This is a genomic window from Caballeronia sp. LZ032 (genome assembly GCF_031451315.1).
In the GTDB taxonomy this organism is placed as follows: domain Bacteria; phylum Pseudomonadota; class Gammaproteobacteria; order Burkholderiales; family Burkholderiaceae; genus Caballeronia.
The window spans coordinates 283,903-297,242 of the sequence record NZ_JARUXP010000002.1 but is presented as its reverse complement, the minus strand read 5'-3'; the positions used below and the strand labels follow the sequence as shown (position 1 = coordinate 297,242).

Here is a 13,340-nt window from a genome sequence, read left to right as displayed (position 1 = left end):
ATGGTGGATGACATCGGAGCGGATGCCCAGGCACAACGACTCGTCGAATTCGACAACGTCGCCATTTCCGTGACTGACATCGATCGTTCCGCGGAGTGGTATGGCCGCCTGTTCGGATTCCGTCGCGGGTACTCGACCTACATCGAATCCTTGCATGCGCACTTCCAGATACTCGAACGGAGCGACATGCGGATCGAACTGCTTTCGCGCGCAACGACCGTTCGCAACCCCGATGCCGCTATTGTCCCTGGCCCGCATATCGACAAGACCGGTGCAAAGGCGGTCGTATTCCGCACGTCCGACCTCGAAGCCGTGACATCGCACCTCGAGAGGGAAGGCGCGATCTTCGAATGGAAGTTGCAAAACCTGTCCGAAGATGGCTTGCGCGCAACGATGATCCGCGATCCCGACGGCACCATCATCAACATCCTGCAATATCCGTAAGCATCGGATCCCGATCAAGGCCGCATTCCGCGCCCCCTCTTTCGCCTGCAAATTTTGTTGGACATCCAACATTTATTGGGCTACCTTGCTTCCTCATCGCCGCGTCGCCGTGGCGCGGTCAACCCCGCGGTCCAACCCTTTTCCCGGAGTCGAAATGAAGCCCCGAGTCATGCATATTGGCGCCTTGCTGTCCCACGTCGGCATTCATCCGGCTGCGTGGCTGCATCCAGGCACGCCGCTCGGTGGCGAAGTGGACCTTTCGTTCTGGATCAATCTCGCCCGGATCGCCGAACAGGCCAGGCTCGACTTCATCTTTCGCGCCGATTCACCCGCCAGCCGCGACGGCGACATCGAAGCCATCACGCGCTATCCGGGCCATATCGCGGATCTCGAACCCGTCACGCTGATGTCCGCGCTCGCGGCGGTCACGAAGCACATCGGCCTTGCCAGCACGGCCTCGACGAGCTTCTACGAGCCCTATAACGTCGCCCGCCTGTTTGCCACGCTCGATCATCTGAGCGGCGGACGCGCGGGCTGGAACGTGGTCACGTCGTCGGCGCCGCTTGCCGCGCTCAACTTCAGTCGCAAGGATCATGAAGACCACGCGCGCCGGTATGCGCGCGCGAACGAATTCGTCGATGTGGTGCTGGGCCTGTGGGATAGCTGGGACCAGGACGCGTTCATCCGCGACCGGGCAAATGGCCGCTTCTTCGATCCGTCGAAGCGTCGCGTGCTGGATCACAAGGGCGAGTTCTATCAGGTGCGCGGCCCGCTCGACGTACCGCGCAGTCCGCAGGGCCGGCCCATCGTGATCAATGCCGGCGGCTCGGAGGCCGGCATGGAAATGGCCGCCCGCACCGCCGACGTCGTCTTCAGCGTGGACCGCAATATCGACAAGGCGAAGGCGTTCTATGCCGATCTCAAGGGCCGCATGGGCAAGTACGGCCGCCGTCCGGAAGAGTTGAAGATTCTTTGCGCGCTCAATCCTTTCGTCGGGGCCAGCGACGCCGAAGGCCAGGAAAAGCTGGACTTGCTTCAGTCGATGATTCATCCGGCCGTCGGCCGCGAGATTCTGTCCGTGGATCTGGGCGGCATCGACCTGCGCGATCTGCCGCTCGACGAACCCATTCCCGAATCGGTGCTGCCGCCTTCGAGCAATGCCACCAAGTCCTACTTCGACAACATGGTCTGGGCCATCCGCGAACAGGGGCTGACCGTGAGGCAGCTGTATCTGGCCTGCGCCGCCTCGCGAGGCGGCATGAATGCGATAGCCGGCTCGGGCGAAACCGTTGCCAACCGCATGGAGCAATGGTTCAACGAGGGCGCGGCGGACGGCTTCATGGTCCGCGTTTCACATCTGCCTGGAGGCCTGGAGGACTTCGCCCGTCATGTGTTGCCCGTGCTGCAGGAGCGCAAGCTGTTCCGCACCGAGTATTCCGGTCCGACGCTACGCGACCAACTGGGTCTCGCGGAGCCGGCGCGGCATCGCGTGTCGTGAGCTGTTCGAGGCTGACTTACAATACGTGATCGTCGAGTCGTGAAATGATCTGAACGGGAGACCAGCACCCATGGCGACACCTCTTTCGTCTGCCCGCAAGAAGCGCGGACCTTCGCGGATCGCTATCGAACGGCGGCGCGACCTGATCGAAGCGGCGATACGCGACATTGCGCGAAATGGCTACGCCACCGTCACCGTGGCGTCGATCTGCGCGGAGGCCGGCTTCTCGCGAGGCCTGATCGGCCATTACTTCACCAACAAGGAAGAGTTGCTGCTCGAGGCCGTCAAGACCGTCGCCACCGAGCTGGGAAGCGCCATCCGCGACGCTGCCAACGCCGCCAAGCCGGACCCCGCCCAGATGCTGCATGCGCTGATCCACGCCAGCTTCACACCGCCTGGCCTCACGGACGAAAAGATCGCCGTCTGGGTGTCGCTCGCGAGTTCGGCACGCTGGTCCGAGCAACTGGCGAAGATCTATCGGGAAATCTGGGTGGACTACCGCTCCGGCGTGGGCCGTCTTTTCGCGCGCGCAGCGGAGGCGCGCGGCGTCGCCATCAATGCGTCGCATGTCGCGCTCGCCTTTTCGCAGCTGGTGGAAGGACTGTGGATCGGACTGGCCGCCAATCGCAGCAGCATCAACGCGAACGATGCTGAGCATTGCTGTCATCACTACGTCGATCTGATCCTCGATGCGAAGACGCAATCGCCCGCAAGCGCAGCACCGGCCCCGCGCAAACGCCGCGCGCTGGCCTGAAGACCGGCGGCAGGCGGCTTCACCCCGTCCGGCGTTACGGCTGCTTGAAGATGGCGTCGAGGTAAGTCAGGCAGGCCGACTCGGCGCGCTGCCGGCTGATTTCAGTGGAATCGGCAACCCAGCCCACCCATAGACCTTCGATCAAATGCGTGAACGTGAGCGCGGCCAGCCTCGCGTCGAGTTCGATGCCGCGTGTCTGCGCGGCGCGCTCGAACAAGCGTGCGAGCGCCTCGCGATACCCCGTCCATAGCTCGTGATAGAGCTGTGTCAGTTCGGGCGACCAGCCCGCGTTGCCGGCCAGTGCAGCCCACACGCAGGCATGGGCCTCGGTAAAGGCCGGCTTGCCGAAGCTCGCACGCGCCGTGGCATACAGGCGCGCGACGGCGTCTTCACCCGCCGCCGATACCGCCTTGCGAGTACTTGCGCCGATCTCCGCGGCGACCGTCTTCACCGCTTCCAGCAGCAACTGATCCTTGCCCTTGAAGTAGTGGCCAATCAAGCCACGCGAGATGCCCGCAGTCTCGCTGATGGTATCCACGGTGACGTCGTTGTAGCCGATCTCGCCGATCGACACGATGGCCGCGTCAATCAACTTGCGCTTGCGCGCCTCGGGGTCGCGCGAGCGCGTACCTTCCGCGGGTTTGACACTCATTCGATTTCTCCCACTACTGGGCGGCGCACAGGCTGCGCGGCCCATGTTCCAGGCAGCGTCAGATATTAGCAGATGCCTCAGGCCGCACCGCGCCGCTGCTGGACGCGCGGACGTGGCAGACCCAGATGTTCGCGCAGCGTCGAGCCGCTGTAGCCGGCCCTGAAAAGACCGCGCCGGCGCAACTCCGGAATGACCAGCGTGACGAAGTCCTGAAGACCGTCCGGCAGCGACGACATGCCCAGCATGAAGCCGTCGCACGCGCCCTGCCCGAACCATTCCTGCATCTCGTCGGCAATCTCCTCCGCCGTGCCCACGATGAACTTGCCGCCGCGCGCCACCGCATATTTTTCGTAGAGTGTGCGCAGCGTGAGCGTGCCCTCTTCGGACATCGCGCGAATGTACTCGAGATAACTCTTACCGCCTTCCGTCGATGCAGGAATGCGGTCGAGCGGCAAAGGGGCATCGACGGACAGGTCCGACAGATCGATGTTGTCCAGGTCGATCGCAAGAATCTCCCGTCCGACATCGGGATGCAGCTTTTCCTGCAAGCGCGCGAGCTTGTCCTCCGCCTCGCTTCGCGTGCGGCCTACGATGGGATTCAGCGCGCTCACGATCTTCAGGTCGTCACGCGAACGCCCGAAGGCCTCGAGGCGCCCTTTCAGGTCGGCATAGAAGCGTTGCGCGCGTTCGAGCTCGGCTTCGGACGAGAAGACCAGTTCGGCCGTCTCGGCGGCCAGCGCCTTGCCGGCCTCCGACCCACCCGCCTGGACGATGACCGGATAACCTTGCGGCGGCCTCGCGATGTTCAGCGGACCGCGTACCGAGAAATGCTTGCCGGTGTGATCGAGGCGACGCAGCCTGGCCGGATCGAAGAACGTCGAGGTCGCGCGGTCGTGGACGAACGCATCGTCATCCCAGCTATCCCACAGACCCTTCACCACTTCGATGAACTCCTTCGCCCGTTCATAGCGTGCCGCGTGACCGGCGCGCGCGTCGGCGCCGAAGTTCAGCGCCGCGGCCGCCTGCGAGGTCGTCACGACATTCCATGCCGCGCGGCCGCGGCTCAGATGATCGATCGAGGCGAACTGGCGCGCCAGATTGTAGGGCTCGTAAAAGCTGGTCGACACCGTGGCCGCCAGACCAATGCGGCTCGTGGCCGCCGAGAGCGCGGCCAGCAACGTGACCGGCTCGAACTGGTTGGCGTACAGCGGCCACTTGCTGATCGCATGGAGGTTGCCATTGCGGATCGCCGGCACGTCCGCGAAGAAAACGAAGTCCAGCGCACCGGATTCCGCCGTCCGGGCCACGTCGATGTAATGACCGATATCGTTCTCGGCTCCATCCGGAGCATCGGCCACCAGCCACGCCGCCGGATGATTGCCGTAGGGCTGGATCAACACGCCTATCTTCATCTCTGTCTTCATCAATTCGCCTCCGGGTTAGCCTCGGTGATCGACACGCACCGCATCGCTTGCGTTATTTTTTTGTTGAACGTATAACAAGATTAACACGGACAAAAACACTGTCAACAACCGGCGAGGCGGCGGATACGAACCGGACCGCGCTTTCGTCGCACAGGAGGATGTCTCATGAACGCAAGGTCCAGACGGGTTCCACTGTCTGAAGCGGCGTCGTCGATGCGGCGCAAGATTTTGAAAGCCACCAGCGCCGGCACGCTGCTGTCCGGTTTGTCGAGTCTGGCGCCGCTTGCGTCGGCACAACAGAAGACGCTCAATATCGCGTCCTACGGCGGCAGCTACAACGATGCGCTGAGAAAGGCATGGCTCGATCCGTTCGAGCGCGAGACCGGCGTCAAGGTCAATCTCGGCGTCAACGCAAGCCTGTCGCTCGCGAAGTTGCAGACCATGAATCCGAACGGCGCGGAATGGGACATCGTCGATCTCACGGCAACCGAATACAGCATTGCACAGGCGCAGAACGTCCTTGCTCCGCTCGATCCGAAACTCGTCGACACGAGCAGGATGCTTCCGGACTATGTCGCCAGCCACGGATTCTGCTATGCGCTCTATATCTGGGGCATGGCGTGGGACCGTCGCAAGATCCCGGACGCAAGCGCGCCCAGGTCATGGATGGAGTTCTGGGACACGAAGCGCTACCCCGGCAAGCGCTCCCTGCTGGCCGTGAACAACGACGGCGCGTCCATGGAGGCTGCGCTGCTGGCGGACGGCGTAGCGGAATCGAAGCTCTATCCGCTCGACGTGCAGCGCGCCTTTCGCAGTTTCGACAAACTCGGACGCGAGAATATCGTGTGGGCCACCGGCAATCAGGAGCCGGTTCAACGGCTGACCTCCGGCGAATGCGCGCTGGCGGGCATGTACGTCGGGCGGGCCATCATGGCCAACCGCGCCGGCGCGCAGATCGGGTTTTCATTGACGCAATCGAATGTCGGCATGGACTATCTCGGCGTGATCCGCAATGCACGCAACAAGCCCGAAGCCTTCGCGCTGCTCAATTACATCGCGACGCATCCGGAGCGCGCGGCCGAATTCACGGCCATTACGTCTTATCCGGTCCCGATCAAAGGCCTTGCGTCGCTGTTGCCGCCGAACGCAGCCGACGTCAAGGCAGTCCTGCTCGACGACCCGATGGTCCGCGCCAAGGTGCATTTCAAGGACACGAAATGGTGGGTGGATAACCTGCCCCAGGTCGCGGCGGCATTCAAGCAGTGGCAGCTCATCTGACGGAAAAGCGTTTCCCGTTCCCACTCAAGTCTCAATCACACGGTCTGACAGGCATGACGCACATCTCATCGATCACTTCACGACGGCGCCGTATCGCTTTCGTTCAGGCTTGCTGGCATCGCGACATCGTCGACAACTGCAAGGCCGCCTTCCTCTCGACCATGCTGGAACTGGGCTATCAGGCCGATGACCTGCACTGCTTCGAAGTCCCCGGCGTGTTCGAGATACCGCTCTGTCTCAAGCGACTCATAGCGAGCGAGGAATTCGATGCCGTCGTCGCGGCGGGGTTGATCGTCGATGGTGGAATCTACCGGCATGAATTCGTGTCGACCGCCGTGATCGACAGCCTCATGCAGCTTCAGTTGCAGACCGGCACGCCGGTCATTTCCGCCGTGCTCACGCCGCAGCGCTTTCATGAAAGCGATGTGCACCATGCCTTCTTCCTCGAACACTTCAAGGTCAAGGGACGTGAAGCCGCACACGCCTGTCACCAGACCCTGGACACGCTGCAACGCGTCGAGGCTTCCCTGACTTCAAGAGGCACACGATGAACCTCAAGACCTGCGTAAGCGCGTCCTTCCTGATTGTCACGCAGGCTTGCCTGGCTCAGGTCAAGGTCGGCGTCACGGTGAGCTCCACCGGCCCCGCGGCCTCTCTGGGCATTCCGGAAAAGCAGACCCTCTTGCTGATGCCGGCGAAGATCGGCGCTTACGACGTCGAATACATCGTGCTCGATGACGCCTCGGACGCGACCACGGCTCGCAAGAACGTCCTGCGCTTCACCACGCAGGATCACGTCGATGTGCTCATCGGCTCGTCGACCACGCCCGCGACGCTCGCCAACATCGAAGTTGCCGGCGCATCGAAGACGCCGATGATCAGCCTGGGCGCCGGCTCCAGCATCATCGAGCCGATGGACCCCAACCGGCGCTGGGTCTTCAAGACCCCGTACAACGACAAGACGACCGCGAACGCCACCGTGCGCGACATGCAGCGCAAGCACATCAGGACGGTTGCCTTCATTGGCGCCGACGACGGTTATGGCGAAAGCTGGCTGAAGGAACTGAAGGCCGCGACGGGCCCGGCCGGCATCACGCTCGTGGCCCAGGAACGCTTTTCTTCGCGCGATCCATCGGTGGTCGCACAGGTGCTCAAGTTGATTGCAGCGAAGCCCGATGCGGTCCTGATCGCCGCATCCGGCACGCCCTCCGCGACACCGCAGATCGAGCTTCGCGACAAGGGCTACAAGGGCCCGGTCTATCAGACCACCGGCGTGCTCAACGAGGATTTCATCCGCGTGGGCGGCAAGGCCGTCAACGGCACGCTGGTCGCCGGCGCGCCGGTGACGGTGGCGGCCGATCTGCCGGACTCGCATCCGGCCAAGCAGCCGGCCATGGCGCTGACCGCCCTGTGGAAAGGCAAGTTCGGTACGGACAAGGTGAACGCATTCGCTGGTTATGCCTGGGACGCGTATCTCGAACTCAACGCCGCGATTCCGCTCGCGGGCAAGACTGCGCGGCCGGGTACGCCGGAATTCCGGAGCGCATTGCGCGACGCGCTGGAAGGCCTTCGAAACGTGGCGACGACCAACGGTCTCGTCACGATGACGGCATCCGACCATAACGGCTATGGCCCCGACGCACCGTCCATGCTGACGGTGCAGAACGGCAAGTGGGTGCTGGCGAAGTAGGTTTCGCCAGCCGGCTCAGGCGTCCCCGTCCCATGCCTTCGGACGGGGCAGATGCAGATGGCCTCGCAAGGTGTCCGCTTCATAAGCGCGCCTCGCATAGCCCTTCTCCTGCAGCGCGGGGACAAGGTGCGCGCAGATGGCATCGACGGAATCCGGGAAGGTCGGCGCATTGAGGCTGAAGCCATCGCAAGCGCGGGCCTCGAACCACGCGATCATCTGCTCCGCGACCGCTTCCGCCGACCCGCAGATCAGCAGATGCCCCATGGCGCTGCTGAAGTTGATCAGCAGATCGCGCAGCGTACTGCCGGGCTGGCTGGCAACCGTCCTGTAGGCGAGAATGCGCGGCCCTGACGGATGCGTCCGCCACACGTCGAAGCGTTCCGCGGGCACCGGCTGATCGAGCGCGAGGCCGTCGAGAGACACCGAGAACATCGCGCGGAAACGCTCGCGCAAGTCCTGGAAATCCATGAACGCAATGATCGATTCGAACAGATCGCGTGCTTCGGCATCCGTGCGGCCGACGTAGGGAATGAGACCCGGCAGGACCTTCACGTGATCCGGGTCCCGGCCGAACCGCACCACGCGTTCCTTTTGCTCGCGGTAGTACTGGATGGCCTGGTCCTTGTCCGGCTGAGTCGTATAGATGATGTCGGCGAATTCGGCGCCGAAGTTCAGACCTTCGGCGGATTGACCCGCCTGGACCAGTACCGGATGGCCTTGCGGTGAGCGCGGTATGTTCAGCGCGCCTTTTGCCCTGAAGAACTCACCCGCGTAGTCGAGCGGCTTCACCTTGTCCCGCTGCAGCCAATGCCCGCGCTGCTTGTCGTTGATGACGGCGTCATCGCTCCAGGCAGACCAGAGCTCGCGCACGAGGCCGACGAACTCGGCCGCGCGCCGGTAGCGGTCCGCCTTCGCCGGCAGCGCGATGCCATGCGCGTCCGCGCCGAACGTGGAAGTCACGATGTTCCAGCCCACCCGTCCTCCGCTCAGCAGGTCGAGCGCGGCGAGCTGGCGCGCGATCGTGAACGGCTGATTGAAGGTCGTCGAAAGCGTGCCGATGATCCCGATCCGCTCCGTCACCGCGGCGAGCGCGCCCATCGTCGAGATGGATTCATACGGGCTGCCCAGCGCGAGATCGCCGTCCAGCAGGAAGTCGGCGCCCGGAATATCCGCGACGAACACGGAATCGAGCTTCGCCGCTTCGTAGCGCTGCGCAATGGCCTTCACGATGCCCACCGTACCAATCTCTCCCGACCGGCTCGTCGGCAAGCGCCAGGCCCGCGCGTCGTAGCCGCCCGGCGCGAGAAACCCGCTCAACACCATGTTCGATCGACGCCCTCTCATGATTTCCTCGCCCCGATTGTGTTCTAGACCGCTTCGCGCAACTGCACGCTCATGTCGTGCGTCTCGCGACCGCTTCCCGCCACTTGCATGTCGCCCGGTTCGACATCCACGCCGAGCACTTTCGCGTCTTCCCTCGACCAGCCAAGCCGGATCGCCGCGCCCTCCGCAAGCCTGCTGATGCGCTCGGGCGCGTTGCCGATGATCGACGTGATCTCGACACCTGATGCCACCGTGCAGACACGCACGAACTTGCCGAGGAACGCGACTTCGCGCACGACGGCATCCACCATGATCTCGGCGCGTTCATCAGCGGCGAGCACGCTGATCTTTTCAGGGCGAATCGAAACGAAGGTTTCCGGGTGGCGGCTCAGCTGCGCCCGCTCGACATCGGACGCCGCCGGGAAACTGAACCCCGACGCGAGCGTCACTTTCACGGCGCCGCTTCCGGCCGTGTCCGCGACGCACGACAGCAGGTTCGTCTCGCCGAAGAAACTCGCGACGAACGGCGTGCGCGGCGATGTATAGAGCTCGCGCGGCGTTCCTATCTGCACGATCTGGCCATGGTTCATCACCGCGATGCGGTCGGACATGGTCATCGCTTCTTCCTGGTCGTGCGTCACGAACAGGACCGATATGCCGAGCTTGCGCTGCAGGCTCTTGATCTCGTACTGCATGCGCTCGCGCATCGACTTGTCGAGTGCGCCGAGCGGCTCGTCGAGCAGCAAGGCATCCGGCTGGAACACCAGCGCGCGCGCCAGCGCCACCCGCTGTTGCTGTCCGCCGGACAGCTCGCGCGGACGCCTTTCCTCGAGGCCCGCAAGACCGACCTTCTCAAGCATTTCGAGCGCCATCGAGCGCCTCCGCGACTTCTCGACGCCCCGCATGCGCAGCGGGAATTCGACATTCTGCCGCGCACTGAGATGCGGAAACAGCGCATAGCCCTGGAACACGATGCCGAAGTTGCGATCCTTCGGCGCCCGTCGCACGACATCGACGCCGTCCACCTTGATCGCGCCCGAACTGGGCGACTCGAAACCGGCGACCATCATCAACGTCGATGTCTTGCCCGAGCCGCTCGGCCCGAGCAACGTGACGAACTCACCCGGTTCGATGGCGAGCGACACATCCTTCACCGCCTTGAAACTGCCGTACGCCTTCGAGACATTTTCCAGGGTGACGCGTTTGACCTGTGGCATTTCTGATCGAGACATGACTGAATCCGGAAACGAGAGTGAAGAGATCGGGCGTTAGCGCGGCACTGTCTTCGGCCGAGCGAGGCTCTGGTAGCCGTTGACGATCAACGCGACGAAACTGATGGCCAGCAAGACCGTGGACACGGCCGCGATCTTCGGCGTCAGATCGAATTGCAGCGCGGTGAACATCTGCACCGGCAGGGTCACGGCATTCGGCCCGGACAGGAACAGCGCAATGACCACTTCGTCAAAGGAGCCGATGAAGGCGAAGATCGCACCGCCGACCATGCCCGTGCGAATGACGGGCCAGTAGACATCCACCAGCAGCGCGGTTGTCGTGCCGCCGAGACTGCGCGCCGCCCGATGCAGCGCGGGGTCGAGTCCCGCCAGCGAGGTCTGCACCGAGACGAACACATACGGCGTGACGACCACGCTGTGCGCGAACGCAATCGACACCCAGTTCGAACCGAGATTCAGCGTCGACGAGAACAGATAATCCGCGAGCGCGAGCACGACCACCGGCACGAGCAAGGGCAGCATGATCAGCGTGGAGAAGAAGCTCCTTGCGGGCACATCGTTGCGATGCAATGCCAGCGCCCCGCCGGTGCCGGCCGTCACGGCGATCACGGTGGCGAGCAGCGCCACCTTGAACGACGTCAGTGCCGATGCCACCCATTGCGTATCGCGCAGCAGATCCGCGAATGCATGGCCGGACCAGCCGTCCGGCGGAAACATGAGGATCTCGCCGCTCGTCATCGACATCGGCACGATGATGAGGATCGGGCCCAGCAGGAAGACGAAGATCGGCAGGCACGCGATCAACAGCAGCGCATGGCCCGAGAGTCCGATGCGCGGCGCCTTGAAGGCCGGCGCGTGCAATTCAAATTTTTCCATACTGACCTTCCTTCGGAATGGAGTGATAGAGCGCGATGAGGAACGCTGTCGCAACCAGAATCACCAGGGCCAGCGCGGACGCCATCGGAAAGTCGATGATCTGATGCGTGTAGAAATCGACCAGGTTCGCGACCATCATTTCGCGCGGGCTGCCGAGCAGTACCGGCGTGATGTAGAAGCCCAGGCAGATGATGAACACCAGCAGACCGCCTGCATACAGGCCGGGCCGGGTCAGAGGCAGCGTGACGGAGACCACCGTTCGCCAGCCCGGCGCACCGAGGCTCCTGGCGGCGCGATACAGGCGCGGATCGATCGCGAGCATCGAGCTGTAGATGGGAAACACCGCGTACGGAATGACGTAATGCACCATGCCGATGACGACCGCCAGCCGCGTATGCAGCAGCGGCAACGGATGCGAGACGATCCCGAGGTGCATCAGCGCGAGGTTGATGACGCCGTTGTCCTGCAGCAGCGCGGACCACGCGAAGTTCTTGATCAGCGCGGCGGTCCAGAACGGCAGCAGGATAGCCGCCATGATCCACGCCCGCGCACGCTCGCCCGACTGCGCGAGCAGCGCCGCGATGGCATAGGCGAGCAGCACGGCGACAAGGGTCGTTTCGAGAGAAATCACCAGCGTGTTCTGCGCGATGCGCAGGAAGATCGGCGAAGCGAACAGGTCGCCGAACGTGCCCAGCCCTTTCTTGAAGCTCAACTGGGCAATCATGAGGATGGGCGTGGCCGCGGCCAGTCCGTAGAGGATCAGGACCGGCGTCAGCATCAGTGACTGGGTGAGGTTGAAACGTCGAGGCATGGCCAGATTCCCTTGGTCGGTTCGTGTCACTCGCTACGACAGCTGCCACGCCTTGAAGGCCGCGGCAACCTGGGGCAGATTGCTGGCCCAGTAATCGTCTTCCTCGTAGAACACCTTGGCGCGCACGTCAGGATTGCTCGGCAGCACGGCCTTGACATCCGCCGCACTGGCCGGCAGCAGCGCCTCGATTCCCCGGATCGGCACCGGATAGGACGTGATGGCCGTGAACTCCGCCGCGCGTTCGGGATGGGTCGCGATGTAGTTGAGCAGCGCGAAGGCTTCGGGCTTGTTGCGGGCATTGCGGATCACGCCGAGAAAGTCTCCCGCGACCGCCGCGCCGTCGAGCGTGAAGCCGATGTTCGCGCCCGAGCGGTTCGCCATGATCGAGCGCCCCACGTACATGCCGGCGAGCACGCACTCGCCCGACGTGAGCCGTTGCACCGGCTCCTGATTGGTGGAAGCCCACACGATGTTGTTCCGGCCGAGCTTGTCGAGGCTCTTGAAGGCGCGTTGAATGTCGAGCGGATAGAGCTTCGACGGCGGCACGCCGTCCGCCTGCAAAGCGGCTTCGAGCGAGTGTCCGTTTGTATTCACGGTGATCAGCGAACGCTTGCCGGGATACTTTTGCGTGTTCCAGAAATCGGCCCATGACTTCGGCGCGGATGCATCGGGGATCTTGCGGCGATCCCAGGCCATGCCCCACACATACGCCGCATAGCCAAAGCCATGGGTCTTGACGTACTCGGGCAGCAGCCGGCTCGTATCGACCTGCTTCGGGTCCATCGGCAGAAGCATGTCCTGACGGGTCGCGATGCTGAACTCCGGGCCCGTCAAGTCAACGATGTCCCATTCGGCACCATTCGGATTCATGGTTTGCAGCTTCGCCAGCGACAGGCTCGCGTTGACACCGAGATTCACCTTGATGCCCGTCTCCTTTTCGAACGGTTCGAGCCACGCCTTTTTCAATGCATCGCCGTAACTGCCCCCGTAGGACGCGATATTCAGTGTCCGGCTCTGCGCTGCCGCACTGCGGATCAACGCGCCCGACGTCGAGAGCACGAATCCGGCCGCGGCGGCTTTCAGCACGCGACGGCGGCCCGTCTGCGCGTCATTCATTTCATCGGTGAACTGCGTGCTGCTGTCTGCGGCATGGCGGGTCCGTCGGGTCATTGGACAGTCTCCAGTTGGGCGACTTGAAGCAACGGGCACGTCTGCGCGTCAGCGCGCACCGTTGCAATGAAGCGGAAAGAAAGCGCGTCGTTACTTGTTATACGTTCAGCAAGATAATGGCGCGCGGAATGCCGGCAATCCAAGCCTCCGGACGGAACACGCGCGGGTGCGCCTCCGTCCGGAGTCAG

General features: G+C 63.4%; 13 protein-coding genes. 6 read left to right on the top strand and 7 right to left on the bottom strand.

The window, feature by feature from the left end; translation table 11 throughout:
- The 3 genes from QCE69_RS16970 to QCE69_RS16960 all read left to right on the top strand — a co-directional run bounded on the left by QCE69_RS16970 (position 1) and on the right by QCE69_RS16960 (position 2,696).
- Positions 1-444, top strand: coding sequence for a VOC family protein (locus QCE69_RS16970; RefSeq protein WP_309920572.1), 444 nt, complete (start codon positions 1-3; stop codon positions 442-444).
- 154 nt (positions 445-598) lie between these two features.
- Positions 599-1,942, top strand: a complete 1,344-nt coding sequence (locus QCE69_RS16965) for an LLM class flavin-dependent oxidoreductase (protein ID WP_309920569.1) — start codon at positions 599-601, stop codon at positions 1,940-1,942.
- 70 nt (positions 1,943-2,012) lie between these two features.
- Positions 2,013-2,696 carry a TetR family transcriptional regulator C-terminal domain-containing protein gene (locus QCE69_RS16960; RefSeq protein WP_309920566.1) on the top strand — a complete coding sequence of 228 codons (684 nt, stop codon included), beginning with the start codon at positions 2,013-2,015 and terminating at the stop codon, positions 2,694-2,696.
- A gap of 34 nt (positions 2,697-2,730) precedes the next feature.
- Here the strand turns inward: QCE69_RS16960 and QCE69_RS16955 are convergent, their stop codons facing one another.
- Entirely contained in the window at positions 2,731-3,348 is a 618-nt protein-coding gene (locus QCE69_RS16955) for a TetR family transcriptional regulator C-terminal domain-containing protein (RefSeq protein ID WP_309920564.1), read from the bottom strand.
- A 77-nt stretch (positions 3,349-3,425) separates the two neighbouring features.
- Positions 3,426-4,772, bottom strand: coding sequence for an LLM class flavin-dependent oxidoreductase (locus tag QCE69_RS16950; protein ID WP_309920561.1), 1,347 nt, complete (start codon positions 4,770-4,772; stop codon positions 3,426-3,428).
- A gap of 165 nt (positions 4,773-4,937) precedes the next feature.
- On the opposite strand from QCE69_RS16950, the gene QCE69_RS16945 reads away from it, so the two are divergent.
- From QCE69_RS16945 to QCE69_RS16935, 3 genes are read left to right on the top strand one after another with little or no spacing between them, the layout of a single operon-like run.
- Positions 4,938-6,050, top strand: a complete 1,113-nt coding sequence (locus QCE69_RS16945) for an extracellular solute-binding protein (RefSeq protein WP_309932001.1) — start codon at positions 4,938-4,940, stop codon at positions 6,048-6,050.
- Between the two features lie 53 nt (positions 6,051-6,103).
- Entirely contained in the window at positions 6,104-6,601 is a 498-nt protein-coding gene (locus QCE69_RS16940) for a 6,7-dimethyl-8-ribityllumazine synthase (protein ID WP_309931999.1), read from the top strand.
- Positions 6,598-7,740, top strand: coding sequence for an ABC transporter substrate-binding protein (locus QCE69_RS16935; protein WP_309931997.1), 1,143 nt, complete (start codon positions 6,598-6,600; stop codon positions 7,738-7,740). The genes QCE69_RS16940 and QCE69_RS16935 overlap by 4 nt, the downstream gene beginning before the upstream one ends.
- A gap of 15 nt (positions 7,741-7,755) precedes the next feature.
- Here the strand turns inward: QCE69_RS16935 and QCE69_RS16930 are convergent, their stop codons facing one another.
- Genes QCE69_RS16930 through QCE69_RS16910 form a run of 5 tightly spaced genes read right to left on the bottom strand, consistent with a single transcriptional unit; the run spans position 7,756 to position 13,152 of the window.
- Positions 7,756-9,084, bottom strand: a complete 1,329-nt coding sequence (locus QCE69_RS16930) for an NtaA/DmoA family FMN-dependent monooxygenase (protein ID WP_309931994.1) — start codon at positions 9,082-9,084, stop codon at positions 7,756-7,758.
- A gap of 23 nt (positions 9,085-9,107) precedes the next feature.
- Positions 9,108-10,295: an ABC transporter ATP-binding protein gene (locus QCE69_RS16925; protein ID WP_309931992.1), complete on the bottom strand. Its 1,188-nt coding sequence runs from the start codon at positions 10,293-10,295 to the stop codon at positions 9,108-9,110.
- Positions 10,296-10,331: 36 nt separating this feature from the next.
- Entirely contained in the window at positions 10,332-11,171 is an 840-nt protein-coding gene (locus QCE69_RS16920) for an ABC transporter permease (protein ID WP_309920543.1), read from the bottom strand.
- A complete protein-coding gene (locus tag QCE69_RS16915) occupies positions 11,158-11,982 on the bottom strand; it encodes an ABC transporter permease (protein WP_309920540.1) in 825 nt (274 codons plus the stop codon). Before QCE69_RS16915 ends, QCE69_RS16920 begins: the two co-directional genes overlap by 14 nt.
- A 33-nt stretch (positions 11,983-12,015) precedes the next feature.
- The gene (locus QCE69_RS16910) at positions 12,016-13,152 is read right to left on the bottom strand and encodes an extracellular solute-binding protein (protein WP_309920538.1); all 1,137 of its coding nucleotides are present in this window, start codon (positions 13,150-13,152) and stop codon (positions 12,016-12,018) included.
- Positions 13,153-13,340 lie beyond the last annotated feature (188 nt).